This window comes from Sulfurovum sp. TSL1 (assembly GCF_019972135.1).
Classification (GTDB): domain Bacteria; phylum Campylobacterota; class Campylobacteria; order Campylobacterales; family Sulfurovaceae; genus Sulfurovum.
Map to the genome: position 1 here is coordinate 294,767 of NZ_BPFI01000001.1, position 15,841 is coordinate 310,607.

A 15,841-nucleotide genomic window follows, 5' to 3' on the forward strand; every position below is an offset into this window, starting at 1 on the left:
GTATATTTCATATACTCCTAAAATATCAATCAAGGAGTGATCATGAAAGTTGTATTGAGTATTGCCGGTTCTGACAGTAGTGGTGGTGCAGGTATTCAGGCCGACCTAAAGACCTTTGAAGCATTTGATGTTTTCGGTACTACAGCCATTACAGCACTGACAGCACAGAACACTACAGGTGTGGAACAGATCGTCGGTATGGATGCAGCATTTGTCAAAAAACAAATTGAAATGGTTCTTAAAGATTTTGATGTTGCAGCCATAAAAATCGGTATGCTTTTCAATAAAAAGATCATAGATGCTGTGTGTGAGATGATCAAGGACCTTAGTATGCCTATCGTACTTGATCCGGTCTCTATATCGAAAGCAGGTTCCGCCTTGCTTGAGGATGATGCCTTAAGTGCAATGCAATCTCTTTTTGAGCATGTGACACTTATTACACCCAATCATCATGAAGCCTATGAATTCTTTGGATATACAGATGGAGATCCTAAATCTCTTGAAATGATCCAAAGTCTCAACACGCCCGTACTTGTCAAACATCATGTCGTTGAATTTTCTGAGGGTAGCTTCAGTGTGGATCAGCTTTATTTTCAGTGCCAAAAACGTCTGTTTCAATCACCGCTGATAGAAACCTCAAACTTGCATGGTACAGGATGCTCTTTTTCAAGTGCAATCACAGCAAATCTTGCATTGGGACATTCTCTTGAAGAATCTATCGCCATTGCAAAGAAGTTCATTACTTATGGACTGAGAGAAGCCCCGGGCATTGGAAATGGTCCAGGGCCTATACATCATAAAAAAGGAGGAGAGTATGCCGCGATCGCTTAATGGTCTGTATGTGATCACAGATGAATATCTTACACCAGATGCAACTGTACATAGTTATGTTGAAGATGCCCTAAAGGCAGGTGCATCCATCATACAATACAGAAATAAAACAAAATCAGATGAAGAGGTAGAAGAGGTATGTCGAATACTTCAATCACTCTGCCGTAGCCATAGTGTACCTTTTATTATAGATGATCGTCCTCACTTGGCCGCTAAAATTCAAGCTGATGGCCTGCATATCGGTAAAGATGATATGCCCATTGAAGAAGCTAGGAAAATTTTCCCAAAAGGTATCATAGGGGTATCATGTTACGGAAGTATCCGTAAAGCCAGAGAAGCACAGGAGGAGGGTGCAGACTATGTAGCATTCGGCTCATTTTTTGCTTCACCAACGAAACCTCACTCGGGTGTTATTTCTCTAAATGTACTGCATAAGGCAAAAGAAGCATTGGATATACCTATCTGTGCCATTGGAGGTATTTCCCAAACAAACATAGGGCAAATCGCAGCCACACAAACAGACATGATCTCTGTAGTAAGTGCAGCGTTTAAAGGTAATACAAAAGAAAATGTGTCAAATTTAATAAAAGGAATGAAACTATGAAACTTAAGCTTGCTTTTGAATGGTTCTTAAACCCAGATCATTTGCCGTTTTTGGTAGGTTTGCACAAAGGTTACTTTGAAAACTATGGTTTGGAGCTTGAACTCATTGTACCTGATGAGCATTATGACGGGTTGGATGAGTTAATTGCAGGGAATATCCAATTTGCCACCAACGAGCCTTTACATCTTATAGAACAATTCAATGAAAACTTTCTTTCTTTAGGGACCTACTTTGAAACCAAAGGGGGTGTACTACTCAAAAAAGAAACGTATGAAAAAGTCAAAAACGGTGCAATCATCACCATCACCACACCCGTATCAAATGATGTGACCAATACCATAGGGTATGAGATCATACGTCGTTACTTTGAAAAAGAGGGGATTGCTGTGTCCAAAGGGCAGGTACATTTTGAGCCTAACGGCTTTGAGCATATCAAGTATATGAAAGAAGGTGCCGATGGCGGATGGCTCTACTTCTATAATTTTGAAGGCATAGAGGCACAACATGAAGGCATGGATCTACTTTATCTTGATGCAAAAACTTCAGGCTTTGCAAACTTCAGTGCACTGGATCTGTTTGTCAATAAAGAGTTTTATCATGATAATGAAGAAGTATGTAAAGATTTTGATGCTGCAGTGAAAGAGTCCATCAGGTTTATGAACGAAAATCCGGAAGAGGCGATGGCTATCTATTACGATCACACAAAAGAAGCTAAATCTGCACTGATGGATGATATACTAAGAGCGACATTGGAATGTTTTGATGAAAATTACAGTTCAAACTATGCACAGTCTTTACCAATTTTAGAATTTTTTAGAGAGATAAGCATCACATCATTAGATGCTAAAAGATTTAAAACTGCATTTTTACAGTAAAGGGTGACTTATGAAAATAGCCGTATCAGGATGCTTACTAGGGGAAGAAATACGTTTTAACGGCGGACACAGCCATGATCGCTTTGTGACACAAAGTTTAGGAAAATATGCCCAGTTTGTTTCATTTTGTCCCGAAAATCTGGCATTCGGTACGCCCAGACCAACCATAAGACTTGTAGAAGATGAGAATGACAGCTGTTATGTACAAAGCAGTGATGGAGAGGTAGATGTTACTGAGAAACTCTTAGAGACAAATAACATTGAACTTCAAAAGATACAAAATGAACCTATACGGGGTATCATATTCAAGGCCAAATCCCCTAGTTGCGGATTCGGAAGTGCTATGATCTATAGAACAAACGGCTACTCCAAAGAGAAAGGTGACGGTCTCTTTGTAAAGATGTGCAAAGAGCATTTTCCTTTACTGCCCATGGAAGAAGAAGCAAGACTGAATGACCCTTGGTTGCGTGAGAACTTCATCATGCAGCTTTTTGCCTATGATGATTTCGAAAATTTCAAGGCTTCAAATCCTACGATGAAAGCGTTGGTATCTTTTCATCAGAGTTATAAGTTCATGCTCCAGGCAAAAAACGAAATGATGTATCGAGAACTAGGACAAATTGTAGGTAATCATGAGGGATTACCATTTGATGAAATACTAAGACAGTATGAAATACTCTTCAAAACAGCAATTGCTCAAAAGAGCTCTATAGGCAAGAATAGAAATGTCCTGGAACATATGGCAGGTTTTGTGAAGGATAAAATAAATGAAGTAGAGAAAGAGATGCTTCATGAACAGATACAGGACTATGCAAATAAAATAGTACCGCTTATCGCACCCTTAAGTAGACTTCATATGTTTGCAAAAGCCTATAATGTTGAGTATCTTTTGAATCAAAAATTTTTAGATCCATACCCTAAAGAGCTGGCACTACGTTCAGATATAAAGAGTGGAAAATGAAAAAAACCACACTATGTTTATGCGTGTTTGGATCAACTCTCTTTGCCCAAGAGCAAAAGCTTTCAATACTTGAGCAAATTACACAACCCAAGGTAAGTTTTCAAAGTGATTTTTTATCTGATGCGAAATTTGAGGGCTATGAGGGCAGTGTAAAAACCTACAAGCAGATGCTTCAGGTCAATAATGAGATTGTGGGGCTTAGCTACAGTCGCTGGGATTTTGACTGGGAAAAGGAAAACGATCTTCCCTTTTACCGGGGCAAAACACCCATAGATTACATGCACCGTATCAAACTTTATGCGAACTGGCCTTTACATATCAATGATACATGGTTCATGCTTAACTCCGTCAATATGAATGCAACCTATGAAAAAGAGATGAGCCATTCTTTGGGTGCAGGTATCACAAGTTTTTTTTCATATAAAGTTGATGATAAACATACGATTCAGCTTGGTGCTTTTGCAAATTATCACTCGGTGAAAACACTTGTGTTACCAGTGCTGGGGTATTCTTATCGTGCGAGAGCAACAGATGGTTTAAAAATGGTCATCGGATTTCCAAGAGCCTATATTGGCTATCAGATCACTCCGGAAGTTTTACTGAATGCAGGTATGATCTACTCTCAAGCAGTGATACGTCTTGCAGACGACAGTGGTATTGAGCCAGAGGGCTACAGCGAAGCAAAAGATTTTCAGGCAAACTTAGGATTTCGGTATGAAATCAATCAACACTTTGAACTAAGTACCGATCTACTCTATGCATTTAAGCGTGATTTTACGATTTACAACCGCAATGCTGATGAAGTAGATAGTTATAGCATTGAACCCTCTTTGGGTGGTATCATCAAATTAAAATATCTTTTTTAAAGCAGGTATGGTGAGAGTAGGTAATAGATGAAAAGGATTCTCTGGTTCAGGCGTGATCTTAGAGTGGAAGACAACCCTATACTCTCTTTGAGTGGGGAAGTACTGCCTATGTTTATCTTTGATAGTCAGATACTTAACTCACTTGTTCCAGATGATAAACGTGTCAGCTTTATTTTTGACGGGGTGGTCAAACTTAAACACTCACTACGATCCAAAGGGTTGGACCTTAAAATATACTGGGGTGATCCTGTTGAGATTTTTGCAGTATTAGAGTCACAAGGTTTTGATGAGGTGGTTGCCAGCGGAGATTATGATGCCTATGCCAAAGAAAGGGATATAAGAGTTTCTCATATTCTTCATTTTAGATACCTACATGATACCTATATCTTTAACCCTGCAGAGATACTCAAAGATGATGGTACCCCTTATCTGGTCTTTACCCCTTTTTACAACAAGGCCAAAGCACTTTTTTCTAAAGAACATCTGCATGAGTATACCTTTGGAGAACATACCCTTTATTTGACATCATATGAGGGGATCACCAAAATGAATGATAATAAAGAGGAGATCCTGCCTTTAGATATGGGATCGATCGGGTTTACAGAAAATCTTCCCAAGATCGATGAGGTAGAAACGAAACTAAAAGCCCTGAAAAAGAATCTTCCCATCTATACTCAGCAGAGGGATTTCCTTGACAAAGAGGCCACGTCTCATCTCAGTATCGATCTTCGTTTTGGTACGATCTCTATACGATCTCTTTTACGCTTTTTGGTGGAACAGAAAAAAGAAGGTGTGGATACGGAACCTTTCTTCAGACAGCTTATTTTTCGTGACTTTTATGCGTATCTGCTCTTTCACTTTCCCACCCTTGCCACACATAATTATAAATATAGATTTAACGGCATAGAGGACGAAGAGAAATACAGGGCATTTTGTGAAGCCAGAACAGGGGTACCCATAGTGGATGCAGGTATAAGAGAACTGCTACAGACCGGTTTGATGCATAACCGTGTACGGATGATCTGTGCTTCATTTTTTACGAAGGATCTGCTCTTGCCATGGCAGTGGGGTGAAAAGTTTTTTGCAAAGTATTTGTTGGATTATGATGCGGCATCCAACATACTCTCTTGGCAATGGAGTGCAGGGACAGGGATCGACCCTCAGCCTTATTTTCGTATCTTCAATCCCTATCTGCAGAGTAAAAAATTTGATAAAGAGGCAGGCTATATCAAAAAGTGGATACCCGAACTCAGATCGATAGATGCAAAAAAGCTTCATGATGAGAACTATTTGTTAAACTATACCATTGAAGCGTATCCCAAACCCATAGTAGTACATAAAGAGGCTTCACAAAATGCTTTGGCATATTTTAAACAGAGACTTTAGGAGATGATCATGTTGGATTTGCAAGAGATGCGTACAGAATATATACAGGCGACACTTGATGAAAGTTCGGTACCCATAGATCCTTTTACACTCTTTGAAATCTGGTTCGCACAAGCGGTCAAGACAGAGGTGAAAGATCCAAATAGTATGATATTGGCTACAAGTTCGAAAGATAATATTCCAAATATACGTACCGTACTTTTAAAGATATTTGACGAAAAGGGCTTTGTTTTTTTTACGAACTATAATAGTGTCAAGGCCAAAGAGATAGAAGAAAATCCTCATGTGGCACTGGAATTCTTATGGTTGGACCTCGAACGACAGGTACGTGTGATAGGCACCTGTGAGAAGGTCAGTACATCAGAGTCCATGTCATACTTTATGAAGCGTTCACGCGGGAGTCAGATAGGTGCATGGGTGAGCGAACAAAGTTCAGTGATCTCTTCACGGAAGATGCTTCAAATGCAAATAGAAAAAATGAAACAGAAGTTTGCGAATGGTTCGATCCCTCTACCTGATTTTTGGGGAGGTTACAGGGTCATACCCTCACAGATAGAATTCTGGCAGGGCAGAGAGAACAGACTGCATGACCGTATTCTTTATACGAGAGACAATGGCGGATGGAGCATCCAAAGGCTTGCGCCCTAGGGCACTGTTTTTTTATAGGTTGGTATCTGGTAAAAATAAGAAAGAAAAAGATCTTTAATTTCTTAAAAAAATTGTTGAAATTTTGATGCAAATCCGAAAAAAAGGAGTAAAATTCAAGAAAATACTTCGGAGAAAAATGTGTCAACCTTGACCGTGAGCAACTATACCCTGAAACACTTCGACCTAAGAGCAAAAGAACACATGGATAGATACCTAAAAGTGGTCAATGCAGATATCAGTGACTATACCTTTGCAGGCAATTACATCTGGCTCTCTACTGCTACCGGATTTTATGCCATTGTGAATGATACCTTTTGTCTTTTTATACTGAATTCCGGCGAACTTTCCATGCTTCTTCCTCCCTTGGGAAAACAGGAAAATACCTATGAAGCGATGCTGCAATGTTTTGAGATCATGAATGCACATAACAGTAACAGACAGTATTCAAAAATAGAATATATCCATGAAAATATGCTTGAAGGCTTTGTGGATTACCTTGAAGAGGGAACCGTGATCTTTGATATGCTCAAAGACTTTATCATCGAAAAGAAGTTGGTGGACTATATCTATAAAGTGGATAACCTTATTGAACTCAAAGGTGACCAGTATAAATCAAAAAGAAACGAGATCAACAAGTTTCAGAAGGTTTACACCAATCACAGGGTTGAGATCATAGATATCGATAAACACCGGGACGGGATCACACATCTTTTTAACAAATGGGTCAAAGACAGGACAACTTATATGCCAAAAGAAGAAGTGGAAAGCTTTTTAGACGGTATTTATTTTGAGAGATTTGCTATCAAACGTCTGTTGAATGATTATCAAAACCTTGATGTGGTAGGAATGGTACTTTATATCGATGATGAGATCAAGGGATTTACGGTAGGAGAGAGGATCAATGAACAAACCTCCAGTGTGATCATCGAAAAGACCGATTTTGAGGTGTTGGGATGTGCCCAGTTCATTTTTAGGGAGTTTACCAAATACCTTAAAGAGATCTATCATAGCGAGTATATCAACGTGGGCGATGATATGGGATTTGAAAATTTGAAAAAAGTTAAAATGTCCTATCGTCCGGATAAGCTCATTCCTAAATATACGATCTACCAAAAACAATGATCACGCACGCTACCCAAGACCATCTGAAGGCATTGGTTGCATTGGAAAACAGCCTTTTTTCCAATGATGATTTTCCTTTGAGCAGGGGTTCGTTTTCCTATCATATCAAAAAGAATGATCTATTCGTATTTATCCACGAGGGAGAAGTAGCAGGATATATTCTTTGGCTTAAAAGAAAAAGGTACTATCGTCTTTATTCTTTGGGTGTATCTGTAGAGTGTAGGGGGAGAGGTATGGCTCAAGAGTTACTTTCGTATTCATTTACACTTTTAAAAGCGCAGAGCTATACGCTTGAGGTCAAAACAACGAACCTAAGTGCCATATCACTTTACGAGAAGTTCGGTTTTGCAAAGCAAAAAATTCTAAAGGGGTATTATCCGAATAACCGTGACGGATATCTCATGAGAAGGCAGGACAACGATGAAACTCAAAAATTATAAGTTTATACTTCAAGAGATTAATCAAAGCACTTTTTTATATCTGCAGTCATTGGCTCTATTGCTTATCACCTATATTGATTGGACACTCATGCCCTATGTAACAAAACTTGAAGGTACCTATCTTCCCGTATATATGATCAGTTTTTTCATGCTGATCGGTGCACTGGATGGCATTGTACAACCTCTGTTCAAGCATATCAGGATATACAAGATCTATCTATTCTCCATCGTACTTGATTTGATTCAGATAGCAAGCTATTTTTTGTACCTTGTTTCTATCGAGCTCTTTACCTATGTGATCCTGGCTATATTTACCATTCAGGGTATTACCTTTGAAGTTGCCAGAGTGCATACGGTTGATTTCATGAAAGATGAATCCATTGAGCTTAGAGAATATTTGATGATACGATCGTTCATTATTTCCCTTGCGATTATATTGGGAGGGGTGAGCGCTATGCTGTTTGATTATCTTGATGTTCCTTTACTCTATATCCTTAGTTATTTGACACTGTTGGCTCTGTTCGGTATCTATCTGCAGTATAAATTGTACAAGATCTTTAAAAAAAGAATTTTTTTGTCGGATATAGAACTGGAGCAGGACAAAAAAGAACTTTTTGAAAAGTTCAGATGATCCGGATGCATAGGTAGCTCGAAAATATTGAAAACCTTTGATGAATAGTCAAAAGAACGCTATGAAAAATGGTATGAATATACTATACTTAGGATAGAGAAGTAAAAGGCACTTCAACTGGTACCTGAATACCCTGGGAAAGGAGAGATCATGAAGGTTCTGCTCACCGGTGCAAACGGCTACATAGGCAGACGTCTGAAGCAAACGCTATTAAATGAGGATGTTTCTCTACGTCTGCTTGTACGCAACCCCAAAAGTCTGGATCCTGATCTAAACGCTGAAATAGTACAAGGTGATACCTTTGATATGGATTCTTTGGAGCGTGCTCTTGAGGGTATCGATGTTGCGTACTATCTCATACACTCTTTGCAACAGAAAAACTATAAAGAGCTTGACAAACAAAGTGCACAGAATTTTCTGGATGCAGCCATTAAAAAAGGTGTAAAACGCATTATCTATCTAGGGGGACTTGGGATTAAAGAACATGCAAGTGAGCATCTTTTAAGTCGTATAGAAACGGGGGAAATACTCTCAAGCAGGCCGGATAAAATAGAGACTATCTGGATACGTGCAGGTGTGATCATAGGCTCGGGAAGTGCCAGTTTTGAGATCATCCGGCACCTTACAGAAAAACTGCCTGTGATGGTGACACCCAAATGGGTCAGTACATTAGCACAGCCGATCGGGGTAGATGATGTCATTGCTTACCTGAATGCCGCAAAAGATCTTAATATCAATAAGAATCTCGTGGTGGATATAGGCAGTGAGAAGATGACCTACAAAGAGATGATGCTTGGCTGTGCCCATGCACTTGGCCTTCGTCGCTGGATCATCCCACTCCCTGTACTGAGTATCAATCTTTCATCATATTGGTTAAATCTTTTCACTCCTGTACCCTACACAGTCGCACGTTCTCTTATAGAGGGTCTCTCTTCTGAGGTTGTGGTACAAAATGAAAATGCCAAAAAGTATTTCAGTCAGATCCAGCCCATCAGATTTGACGAAGCAGTCAAAAAAGCCATTAAAGAGATGGAAGAAAATCAGGTCTATAGCCGATGGAGTGATGCAGGGGGAGTAGGTGACAGGTGGGAGATGCAGCATAAAGGTGACCCCTCATCGGCAGTTTTAATGGACCGTCAGGTAGTTGATCTTAACGGTATTCCCAAAGAGACCATTTACCGTACTTTTTGTGCTATCGGTGGTAAAGAGGGGTGGCTTGGCTATCATTGGCTTTGGGAGATCAGAGGCTGGATAGATAAAATGATCGGTGGTGCAGGACTCAACAGAGGAAGAAGAGACAGTTGTCATCTCAGAATAGGAGAGAGTGTGGATTTTTGGAGAGTTGAAGATCTCATTCCCAATGAAAGACTGCTGCTCTATGCACAAATGAAAGTCCCCGGCAAAGCTTGGCTGGAATTTAAGATAAAAGGCGATGAACTGGTGCAAACAGCTTATTTTTATCCACGCGGGTTGTTTGGCAGGCTCTATTGGTATGTGCTTACTCCTGTGCATTATCTGGTATTTCGTACTATGATAAGATCTATACTGAAAAAAGCACAAAACGATGAACAGACAAAATAATACTATGAACACATCAAAAGAAAGAGTAGAATAAAGAAAACAGAGAGACTCATATTTTAGGTTGCAGGAATACTGCATTTCACTCATTATAGTAAAGGAAAAACATGAAAAAATTACTATTACCAATCGCACTCTCATTTGCGTTATTATTGACAGGGTGTGAAGACAAAAAACCGGAAAAAGTTACACCTGTTGAAAATTTTAATCTCAATGATTATCTTGGAACATGGTATGAGATAGTTAGGTTGGAACACAGGTTTGAAGAAGGTATGGAAGCTATATCGGCAACCTACAGTATGAGAGAAGACGGCGGTGTTAAAGTACTCAATAAAGGGTATAAAACCGAAGAGAAAGAGTGGAGCGAGGCCGAAGGTAAAGCCTATTTTGTCAAAAGTCCAAACGAGGGCTTCTTGAAAGTATCCTTTTTCGGACCGTTCTATGGTTCTTACATCGTGATGGATACAGACTATGAGACCTATACGATGATCAGCGGCCCTGATCTGAGTTATTTCTGGATACTCTCCAGAAAACCGACACTCGATGAGAAGATACTGGACAGACTTTTAGCGCAAGCAAAAGAAGCAGGGTTTGACACGAGCAAGCTTATCTATCCGGACCAAAGTATGAATGCAAGTATGAATAATGACAAATAAAGCACTCATCATCGTAGCGCATGGCAGCCGAAAAGACTCCTCCAATGAAGAGGTCAAGGCACTAGGAGAGAAAGTAAAAATCTTGCAGGATAAATACTATGCGTTTGTGATGACGGCATTTTTGGAGTTTGCTGTTCCTTCTTTGGAAGAGAGTATACTCTCCTGTATAGACAAGGGTATAAGTGAGATAGTCATCTTGCCTTATTTCCTGGCTTCGGGTAACCATGTTACCCGAGATATCCCTGAAGTGGTTGAAAAGATACAGGCATCATACCCGAAAGTAAAGATAACACTCAAAGAGCATTTAGGCAGTGCACCTGGTATGGTGAATCTTCTTAGCGATATGGCTGTCAGTTCGAACAAAAAACTCTAAAACTCAATCAATACACTACAAACTTTATTTTTTGTATGAGAATAAGCAAATCATGTTATGATGCCAAAAAAGATTATCTCCTATCTAAAAGGATACCCCCATGTATACAGTACAAATGGAAAAAGAGTGTGGATGTTTTAAAAAAAGTGAATACACCAATAATGTGACCTTTGAAATACAACAAGATGCCTACAAGTATGCAGCCACAGTCGCTGAACTTATGAATGAAGAGTTTTGTGGTACACATAACTTTACTGCACATAAAGGGGATGGTGACTACTTTCTCATAAGAGTGGCTATCAATCCTGAGGCTGTAGGCATTAAGCCTCATGTGAGTTGTGATGTTGGCTGTAGTGCTACTGATAAATGGTCTTTAGAGTCTAACACCAAATCTGATAAATAACATTTATGTTGATTTGAATAAATGTTGGATCATAAGAATCAAATTTACTACGATAAAAAACCTTATAAAATTATATATTGAGCCACTTGCAGATTCAATATCACAAAGTGGTTAATTTCTAATAGTCTGTAATTAGCTATTTAAAAAAGCTGTTTATTAAAATTATTTAGAACTAAACATCTAAAAACTGTTAAAAAACCTATTTTTAGGGCGTGCTTTATGGTTTAGATTTGAGGACATGGTGTTTTTGACTTTAATATTTAAATAAAGCTAGGTAACAAGTTTTAAAGACTGCGTGATGCAGACAGACAACACAGCAAAGGCTAACACAGAAGCTACCTTTTGAGCTCCCTGGTAATAGATCTTACTACATCCATAGTTGTCTTTCAAATAGGCATTAACCCTCTCAACACTGGTTGGTTGATTATAGTGCAGATCATCAGAGTTATTATAGAGTTTGAGTGGCTGCAATATCTTTTTTTCACTTTTAGCTAAAGCGATCTGTGCTTTGAGTTTTTTTGAATTCTTTGGATTAATATCAATAATGGGTCTGTGATTTTGTTTCTGAGAATAACTCTTTATAATTTTGTTGTCATAGGCTGCATCAGCCAGATCATACAGATAGTTTATTTTCTGACTACTCTGACAGATGAGCGGTAATGCTAATGAACTATCATGCACAGAGGCAGACGAATAGATAGCAGTGATAGGAATATCCCCATCTACCACACTCATATGAAGTTTGCCACCTGTCCATCTATATCGGTTTCCTTTTGAATTCTGTTTGATACTGGTATTACTCTCGGTGCTTATGAGAGATAACATCTCCTCAGTACTTTGCATATTCTCCTGTTGTTGTAAGATACTTGGCTTTTTAGGTGGAAGCTCTTCTCCTTTCTTTGGACGCCCCTGTCTGCGTTTAGGTTTGATCTCCTTTTCCTGCTTTACCGCTTTTTCTCTCAGTTCAATCGCGGTGGAATCGATACTGCTATAAAAGAAAAGTGTCTCACTTAAATACTTCTCTATAAAAACATCATGGGCTTTGGTTGCAATAGATTGTTGACTGAACTCTTTAAAGACACGGCTGAATTTTGATTCACTGGGGATTTCATTGTAATGTCTCCATCCACATATGACTCTTAATGTTCTATCTATTTTTAATCTGTCTATTAATGCACTTGTGGTTTGAAAGTTATAGACCTGTTTGGCTACAAAGGCACGCGCCATCTCTTCTCTGTCTTTGGGTGGATTGGTGATCTGTACAGTAGAGACAAATCTTTCTATCTCTGCAAAGTCAAGGATCTTTATCAGCTTTTCTTCTTTGGGACTTAATGCTCCTATAGATGCTTCTAGTTTGGGGAAAAGACTCTGCTCTAAATTAATGACTTTAAGCCACATTTTTGAAAGTGAAGGTATAATTTTTCTCATAAGCTGACTCTTTTTTCTGTTAGATTTTTGTGGTAAAAAATTATAACTTTTTGAAGTCAGAATCAGCTTTTTTCTTCATTTTAACTCTTAATAACCCCTCTTTTTTGATAATCTGCAAGTGGCTCTATTTTATAAGGTTTCCATTTCATATACTAATAGTCGGCTTTAAACTGTAAAGTCATTGTCCTCATTTCCTTCACAGTAACTATGTTATACTCCAACAATAACTTATAGACCTCATGGATGTGCAATATGAGTTTGATCATTGATGTATTGGCTTGCGTGGCAAGTACGTCAAAAAACACAAAAGAAGAGGGATTAAAATTATGAAAATTCGATCCTTGTTACCGTATCTGGCCATCACATTCGGATTAGCCTGGGGTCTTATAGCCTTACTTATGCTATTTCCACAACAAATCACAGCAGTATTCGGTGAATTAAGTGCGAAAAATCCGCTATTTATACTTGCGGTTTATGCCCCTGCGATAGCGGCCTTTATTTTGGTGTTTCGTCACAGAGGATTGCAAGGATTACGGCGCTACCTCTCAAGATTATTGCTATGGAGGGTGCATTGGGGTTGGTATATATATTTATTCATTGGTATTCCATTATTGTTCTATGCAGGTGCTTCTATAAAAGGAAATCTATTTACAGACCCATTTCCATTTTCAACCTGGAATGAAGTGTTTTGGGCTATGGCATTTATGCTCATTTTGGGACCTATAGAGGAATTTGGTTGGCGTGGAGTTGCGTTGCCGTTACTTCAGCAGCATTTTGCTCCAATATGGGCAGGTATTATCCTGGGGTTTGTCTGGGGGATGTGGCACCTTCCGGCATTTTACCTAAGTGGATCGCTACAGAGTACATGGTCTTTCTTTCCCTTTTTCATTGGTACCATAGCGCTCAGTATCATTGTCACACCACTGTTTAATGCCTCAGGCGGCAGCATTTTACTACCCATGCTATTTCATTGGCAGGTTATTAACCCTGTTTTTCCCGATGCTGCTCCATACGACACGATTATGTTTGTGGCTTCGGCCATCATTGTTGTCATCATCAATCGAAAGAAAATGTTCAGCAGGGATGGTGCAGTGATAGAGGTGGTCCCCGGAGAAACGATGAAATGAGTACCTGGAGTAATCAAAGGCTGTATGGTTGGACTGGAATGCTCATGGTAGTAGCGTGTGTTATTTATTTTCTTTCTGGAATAGATTTTGATGAACACAATCTTTCTAATGACGCGTTTGGAAAGCTTGAGAAAGATGTTCAAAACGTATTGGATGCACGGTATAAAGCAGCCCAGATCACAGATGAACTTTTTCCTGGGGCAACGGTAGCTTTTGTGCTGAGAGACGGACGTATGGCAGGGTTTGCAACAGGTTTTTCAGACATTGAAGAAAAGACTTCCATGTCGACTGAGTCACGCATGCCAGCGGGAAGCATTGGCAAGACATTTGTTGCTGCAGTTGCACTGAGCATGGTCTCGGATGGTATGCTGGATCTGGACGGTAAGATCATTAAGTGGCTTGGCGACGAGCCGTGGTTCAATCGCCTTCCAAACCATGAGATGATTACATTGCGGCATCTGTTGAATCATAGCAGCGGTCTCATTGATCATGTATTTGATGCAGGTTCAGGATTTCAGGATTATATGAAGAAGCAAGTGACTCTCGGCAATACAGAGCGCACTATTGACCCAAGGGAATTGGTACAGTTTATCCTAGACAAAAAGCCGTTATTCCCAGTTGGTGAAGGTTTTCACTATACTGATACAGGTTACATTTTGGTGGGACTCATCATCGAAAAAGCCAGCGGTTCGAGCTATTATAAAGAACTCTCCAATCGCTTTCTGAAGCCTTTGAATCTTAGGCTTACCTCGCCGTTGAGTCAAGGAAAAGTAGTGGGGTTGGCACAAGGGTATGCTCCCAAAAGCCAACAGCTTTTCGGACTTCCATACAAGGTTGTGGATGCAGGTACTTTTGTATTTAATACCTCTCTCGAATGGACGGGCGGTGGTGTGACAAGTAATTCACAAGATCTAGTACTGTGGGCAAAGAAGCTCTATGAAGGTAAAGTTATAGCCCAACCGTATCTTGACGAGATGTTGAACTCAGTAGCCAATCCTAAACAGGGTCGAGACAATTCGGGTCGAATATACGGATATGGACTCGGGGTAAGTATAGCGAAGACGAAATACGGTACGACATTCAGGCACGGTGGTTTTTTCCCTGGATATAATTCCATACTGGCCTATTTCCCCGAGTACAGAATAGCTATCGCCATGCAGATGAATAGCGATAGCTCAAAAATTGAAGAGCACTTCGAGGCCATTGTAAAAATCATTATTGAAGCCATTGATCCAGACCTTATCAAAATAGAGTAAGTCAAGAGTAATAATATCTCTTATCTACACAATGTTCTTTCTAAAGAGTCCGATGAATGGTTGTTAACTTACTGAACTTTTTCACCTGACACCCATACTTTGTTCCCCTTTAATTATCAGTCACTCTAAGCCTGTCATTACGCACTAGGAAACGTCCGTTGATGGTCAATGCGAGGGACTCTCCGCCAAGTGGCGCGTCTTCAGGCAATCCTCGCTGGGCATGAATATGCAGATGCGGTTCGGAGCTGTTCCCGGAATTGCCCAGTTCACCCAGCACATCACCAACCACCACGGCCTGCCCCTCGCGAACACCAATAGTGCCCTGACGAAAATGAGCCATCACCACATAGTACTCACCGCAGTCGATGGCAAGGTAATTGCCAGCCATCTGTTCCCGGTTCATGACAGGCACCCGATTATCAGGCACGCCATCAACGACTTTGGCAACGTGGCCACTACAGGGTGCCAATAGCGAGGTTCCGAAACTCACATATCGATTAGGATCCTCTGGCCGAAGACCTCGCACATGAAGCCCCCATGACGTGATTCGAAAAATATCGAGTGCGCGGCTCTGGCCATGATAATTATTAAACCGTTCAACATCGGGATTCAGAGTTTTCAGGTGGATGTTCACTGTTGCCGTGGATCCACCGTGG

Annotated in this window: 18 protein-coding genes; 16 read left to right on the forward strand and 2 right to left on the reverse strand. The window is 39.9% G+C overall.

The window, feature by feature from the left end:
- Positions 1 to 42 precede the first annotated feature (42 nt).
- The 14 genes from thiD (at position 43) to LDM98_RS01545 (ending at position 11,374) form a co-directional block, all read left to right on the forward strand.
- Positions 43 to 831, forward strand: coding sequence for a bifunctional hydroxymethylpyrimidine kinase/phosphomethylpyrimidine kinase (thiD, locus tag LDM98_RS01480; protein WP_223897516.1), 789 nt, complete (start codon positions 43 to 45; stop codon positions 829 to 831).
- A complete protein-coding gene (thiE, locus tag LDM98_RS01485) occupies positions 815 to 1,435 on the forward strand; it encodes a thiamine phosphate synthase (RefSeq protein ID WP_223897518.1) in 621 nt (206 codons plus the stop codon). The genes thiD and thiE overlap by 17 nt, the downstream gene beginning before the upstream one ends.
- A complete protein-coding gene (locus tag LDM98_RS01490) occupies positions 1,432 to 2,310 on the forward strand; it encodes an ABC transporter substrate-binding protein (RefSeq protein ID WP_223897520.1) in 879 nt (292 codons plus the stop codon). Before thiE ends, LDM98_RS01490 begins: the two co-directional genes overlap by 4 nt.
- 10 nt (positions 2,311 to 2,320) lie before the next feature.
- A complete protein-coding gene (locus LDM98_RS01495; RefSeq protein WP_223897522.1) occupies positions 2,321 to 3,271 on the forward strand; it encodes a DUF523 and DUF1722 domain-containing protein in 951 nt (316 codons plus the stop codon).
- Entirely contained in the window at positions 3,268 to 4,137 is an 870-nt protein-coding gene (locus tag LDM98_RS01500; RefSeq protein ID WP_223897524.1) for a hypothetical protein, read from the forward strand. Before LDM98_RS01495 ends, LDM98_RS01500 begins: the two co-directional genes overlap by 4 nt.
- 27 nt (positions 4,138 to 4,164) lie before the next feature.
- The gene (locus LDM98_RS01505; protein WP_223897525.1) at positions 4,165 to 5,523 is read left to right on the forward strand and encodes a deoxyribodipyrimidine photo-lyase; all 1,359 of its coding nucleotides are present in this window, start codon (positions 4,165 to 4,167) and stop codon (positions 5,521 to 5,523) included.
- A 9-nt stretch (positions 5,524 to 5,532) separates the two neighbouring features.
- Positions 5,533 to 6,171: a pyridoxamine 5'-phosphate oxidase gene (pdxH, locus tag LDM98_RS01510; RefSeq protein WP_223897527.1), complete on the forward strand. Its 639-nt coding sequence runs from the start codon at positions 5,533 to 5,535 to the stop codon at positions 6,169 to 6,171.
- Positions 6,172 to 6,309: 138 nt separating this feature from the next.
- The gene (locus LDM98_RS01515) at positions 6,310 to 7,293 is read left to right on the forward strand and encodes a DUF2156 domain-containing protein (RefSeq protein ID WP_223897529.1); all 984 of its coding nucleotides are present in this window, start codon (positions 6,310 to 6,312) and stop codon (positions 7,291 to 7,293) included.
- Positions 7,290 to 7,733, forward strand: a complete 444-nt coding sequence (locus LDM98_RS01520; RefSeq protein ID WP_223897531.1) for a GNAT family N-acetyltransferase — start codon at positions 7,290 to 7,292, stop codon at positions 7,731 to 7,733. Before LDM98_RS01515 ends, LDM98_RS01520 begins: the two co-directional genes overlap by 4 nt.
- The gene (locus LDM98_RS01525; protein ID WP_223897533.1) at positions 7,714 to 8,364 is read left to right on the forward strand and encodes a hypothetical protein; all 651 of its coding nucleotides are present in this window, start codon (positions 7,714 to 7,716) and stop codon (positions 8,362 to 8,364) included. The genes LDM98_RS01520 and LDM98_RS01525 overlap by 20 nt, the downstream gene beginning before the upstream one ends.
- 150 nt (positions 8,365 to 8,514) lie before the next feature.
- A complete protein-coding gene (locus tag LDM98_RS01530) occupies positions 8,515 to 9,945 on the forward strand; it encodes an SDR family oxidoreductase (protein ID WP_223897534.1) in 1,431 nt (476 codons plus the stop codon).
- A 104-nt stretch (positions 9,946 to 10,049) separates the two neighbouring features.
- The gene (locus tag LDM98_RS01535; protein WP_223897536.1) at positions 10,050 to 10,598 is read left to right on the forward strand and encodes a lipocalin family protein; all 549 of its coding nucleotides are present in this window, start codon (positions 10,050 to 10,052) and stop codon (positions 10,596 to 10,598) included.
- Positions 10,588 to 10,971 (forward strand): sirohydrochlorin chelatase, encoded by a 384-nt coding sequence (locus LDM98_RS01540; protein ID WP_223897537.1) that lies wholly within the window; start codon positions 10,588 to 10,590, stop codon positions 10,969 to 10,971. The genes LDM98_RS01535 and LDM98_RS01540 overlap by 11 nt, the downstream gene beginning before the upstream one ends.
- 100 nt (positions 10,972 to 11,071) lie before the next feature.
- Positions 11,072 to 11,374 (forward strand): hypothetical protein, encoded by a 303-nt coding sequence (locus LDM98_RS01545; protein WP_223897539.1) that lies wholly within the window; start codon positions 11,072 to 11,074, stop codon positions 11,372 to 11,374.
- Between the two features lie 270 nt (positions 11,375 to 11,644).
- Here LDM98_RS01545 and LDM98_RS01550 read toward each other — a convergent pair whose 3' ends face one another.
- Positions 11,645 to 12,802, reverse strand: a complete 1,158-nt coding sequence (locus tag LDM98_RS01550; protein WP_223897541.1) for a transposase — start codon at positions 12,800 to 12,802, stop codon at positions 11,645 to 11,647.
- Between the two features lie 326 nt (positions 12,803 to 13,128).
- On the opposite strand from LDM98_RS01550, the gene LDM98_RS01555 reads away from it, so the two are divergent.
- Entirely contained in the window at positions 13,129 to 13,929 is an 801-nt protein-coding gene (locus LDM98_RS01555; protein ID WP_223897543.1) for a CPBP family intramembrane glutamic endopeptidase, read from the forward strand.
- Entirely contained in the window at positions 13,926 to 15,185 is a 1,260-nt protein-coding gene (locus LDM98_RS01560; protein WP_223897545.1) for a serine hydrolase, read from the forward strand. The genes LDM98_RS01555 and LDM98_RS01560 overlap by 4 nt, the downstream gene beginning before the upstream one ends.
- A gap of 109 nt (positions 15,186 to 15,294) precedes the next feature.
- Here the strand turns inward: LDM98_RS01560 and LDM98_RS01565 are convergent, their stop codons facing one another.
- Positions 15,295 to 15,819 (reverse strand): M23 family metallopeptidase, encoded by a 525-nt coding sequence (locus LDM98_RS01565; protein ID WP_308443040.1) that lies wholly within the window; start codon positions 15,817 to 15,819, stop codon positions 15,295 to 15,297.
- Between the last annotated feature and the right edge of the window lie 22 nt (positions 15,820 to 15,841).

What these genes read in the sequence shown, in the direction of transcription:
- thiE (WP_223897518.1), top strand. Translation starts at nt 815, where the DNA reads ATGCCGCGATCGCTTAATGGTCTGTATGTGATCACAGATGAATATCTT.
- LDM98_RS01525 (WP_223897533.1), top strand. Translation starts at nt 7,714, where the DNA reads ATGAAACTCAAAAATTATAAGTTTATACTTCAAGAGATTAATCAAAGC.
- LDM98_RS01530 (WP_223897534.1), top strand. Translation starts at nt 8,515, where the DNA reads ATGAAGGTTCTGCTCACCGGTGCAAACGGCTACATAGGCAGACGTCTG.
- LDM98_RS01545 (WP_223897539.1), top strand. Translation starts at nt 11,072, where the DNA reads ATGTATACAGTACAAATGGAAAAAGAGTGTGGATGTTTTAAAAAAAGT.
- LDM98_RS01540 (WP_223897537.1), top strand. Translation starts at nt 10,588, where the DNA reads ATGACAAATAAAGCACTCATCATCGTAGCGCATGGCAGCCGAAAAGAC.
- thiD (WP_223897516.1), top strand. Translation starts at nt 43, where the DNA reads ATGAAAGTTGTATTGAGTATTGCCGGTTCTGACAGTAGTGGTGGTGCA.
- LDM98_RS01495 (WP_223897522.1), top strand. Translation starts at nt 2,321, where the DNA reads ATGAAAATAGCCGTATCAGGATGCTTACTAGGGGAAGAAATACGTTTT.
- LDM98_RS01535 (WP_223897536.1), top strand. Translation starts at nt 10,050, where the DNA reads ATGAAAAAATTACTATTACCAATCGCACTCTCATTTGCGTTATTATTG.
- LDM98_RS01555 (WP_223897543.1), top strand. Translation starts at nt 13,129, where the DNA reads ATGAAAATTCGATCCTTGTTACCGTATCTGGCCATCACATTCGGATTA.
- LDM98_RS01520 (WP_223897531.1), top strand. Translation starts at nt 7,290, where the DNA reads ATGATCACGCACGCTACCCAAGACCATCTGAAGGCATTGGTTGCATTG.
- LDM98_RS01500 (WP_223897524.1), top strand. Translation starts at nt 3,268, where the DNA reads ATGAAAAAAACCACACTATGTTTATGCGTGTTTGGATCAACTCTCTTT.
- LDM98_RS01550 (WP_223897541.1), bottom strand. Translation starts at nt 12,802, where the DNA reads ATGAGAAAAATTATACCTTCACTTTCAAAAATGTGGCTTAAAGTCATT.
- pdxH (WP_223897527.1), top strand. Translation starts at nt 5,533, where the DNA reads ATGTTGGATTTGCAAGAGATGCGTACAGAATATATACAGGCGACACTT.
- LDM98_RS01560 (WP_223897545.1), top strand. Translation starts at nt 13,926, where the DNA reads ATGAGTACCTGGAGTAATCAAAGGCTGTATGGTTGGACTGGAATGCTC.
- LDM98_RS01490 (WP_223897520.1), top strand. Translation starts at nt 1,432, where the DNA reads ATGAAACTTAAGCTTGCTTTTGAATGGTTCTTAAACCCAGATCATTTG.
- LDM98_RS01505 (WP_223897525.1), top strand. Translation starts at nt 4,165, where the DNA reads ATGAAAAGGATTCTCTGGTTCAGGCGTGATCTTAGAGTGGAAGACAAC.